Origin of the sequence: Sedimenticola selenatireducens DSM 17993 (assembly GCF_000428045.1) — a bacterium.
In the GTDB taxonomy this organism is placed as follows: Bacteria; Pseudomonadota; Gammaproteobacteria; order Chromatiales; family Chromatiaceae; genus Sedimenticola; species Sedimenticola selenatireducens.
Genome location: NZ_ATZE01000041.1, coordinates 1 through 1,992, shown reverse-complemented (window position 1 = coordinate 1,992; position 1,992 = coordinate 1). Strand labels below are relative to the sequence as shown.

The following is a 1,992-nucleotide window of genomic DNA, read 5'->3' as shown; positions in this document are numbered from 1 at the left end:
CTTCGATAACAGGCCGGATATATGGTAGCAACTTGTCCCTGCCATCGAGATCTAATGCCTTGCAAATGGGGAGGAGACCATATATGGATAAGCGACAGCGCATCCACCGCGGCAATGGTGGATGCGCCTACCGGCTTATCCACCCTACAAACCTGATTTGATTCGCTCCCAGTGATTTTCGATTCAAACGGATAAACCAGCCAGGCTTCTGGCCTGTTCGCGGAGTAGAAATGGCCATCACCCACTGCATTACCCATCAGATCCACCCGGATGAGAGCGGCGCACCGGTGCTGCGTCTGCGCGCCTCGGAACTGGCCGTCGATGAACCGCTGGAGACGCTTGCCGCGGACCTGAAGTGGGCCTATCTGAGCCGTATCAATCGTGAACATGGGCGTTTCTCGGATGAATCCCTGCAGTGCGGCCTGGGCCACTGGTTGGAGCAACTGGCTGGAGAGAGGCAGGATTTTGTCGGATTCAGCGAACAGTTGGCCCAACAGCTGTTGCAACTGCTCCTGGAGCAGGGCGGCGAGCTGCGCGGGCATCTGATCCTGTTCATGGAACAGCAGTATGAGCAGCAGGCAGTCTATCTGTTTGTCGTCAACCAGCGTATCGCCAACCGGATCAATGAGCGGCAGGAGGTGGAGCCGGTACTGACGCTGGATTTTGGCGCCTCGATGATGGCGTTGAAGGTGGATTTGACCCAGTGGCGCGACGGCGAGGGCGGTGCCTACCTCTCCATGAGTCCCTCCCGGAGCAAGGGCATGGCCGAACTGCTGCAGCAACTGGTCGGCTTCAGCGCCGGCGTGGACAAGGCGGCGGCCACGCGGGATTTTCTCGAACGCATCGAGACCTTTTCGCAGAAACTCCCCGAGGAGCAGGTAAACGATTTTCGCAGCCAGGTGGTCGGCTACTGTGTCGAACAGGATCTGCAGGATGCCCCGGTCGCCATCAGCGGACTCTCCCAGGCCCTGGACGGGGTAGACGCGGCGGCCTTTTCCAGCTATCTGGCGGATCATCTGCCGGAGGGCGGCGGGCCTCTGCTGCTGGACCGCAGGAGCCTGCAGCGCTATGTGAAGTTCGCCGGTCGGGAGCGGGATCTGGCGATCAGCTTCTCCTCCCATCAGCTGAACAAGCGGGTACACTATCAGGCCGAAACCGATACCCTGAGTATTACCGGCCTGCCGAAGATGTTGCGCAGCCAGCTGTTGGGGCATGTCGAGGAGTAGTCGACGGGTCGATTGTTAATGATCGGGTATCGTTAGGACATACTCTGGGTTGTGTCCAGTCGCGCGGTAGTCAGCCGCGGTTGTCGGGTTATGCCTTCGGCTGACACGATCTACTGTTTGGTATCGTAAGACCCGGCGAATAAGCCACATTACCGAGAAATTTGTGAAATCAGCGAGTAAAGCACTATGAAGAGAGACGATGCCCTGCAGATACGCCCGGTGGGCGATGGTGAAGGACCGGTCTTTGTGACCAAACGACTGGTCCGTTTCAGCCATGTGGACCCGGCGGGGATTGCCTATTTCCCGCGTATCCACAACTTCATCCACGAAGCGTTTGAGGATCTCTGGGAGGAGTATATCGGGGTGCGCTATTTCTACCTGATCCAGGATCTGCGCATCGCCTTTCCCATGGTGCATACCGAGGTGGATTTCCGCCAGCCGCTGCGCTTCGGCGAACGCCCGGAGATCCGGGTCTCCTGTTTCAAGCTGGGGCGCAGCTCCCTGGGGCTGCATTACCGGATCTTTGTGGATGAGCGGCTCTGTGTCGATGCCCGCACCACCACCACCTGTATCGATGCCGACAAGTTGAAGAGTCAGCCGGTACCGGCGGAGTATCGCGCCTTCTTCGAGCGGATCTATTACCCGGAGTGAATCAGCGCCGTTGGTCGGGTTACGCCGGCAGCTGATCAATGAGCAGACCCGGCTGATCAATCAGGCGCGGGGCCTGTTGAGCGAGTACGGGGTGGTGCTCCCGCCAGGACGCGAG

General features: G+C 59.0%; 2 protein-coding genes. Both read left to right on the top strand.

Going from position 1 to position 1,992, the window contains the following annotated elements; all coding sequences use genetic code 11:
- The first annotated feature begins 230 nt into the window (after window positions 1-230).
- Complete coding sequence (locus tag A3GO_RS0118665) at window positions 231-1,226, top strand: nucleoid-associated protein (RefSeq protein WP_029134692.1); 996 nt, start codon at window positions 231-233, stop codon at window positions 1,224-1,226.
- A gap of 186 nt (window positions 1,227-1,412) precedes the next feature.
- On the top strand, window positions 1,413-1,877 hold the full coding sequence (locus A3GO_RS24540) for an acyl-CoA thioesterase (RefSeq protein WP_051302633.1): 465 nt from the start codon (window positions 1,413-1,415) through the stop codon (window positions 1,875-1,877).
- Window positions 1,878-1,992 lie beyond the last annotated feature (115 nt).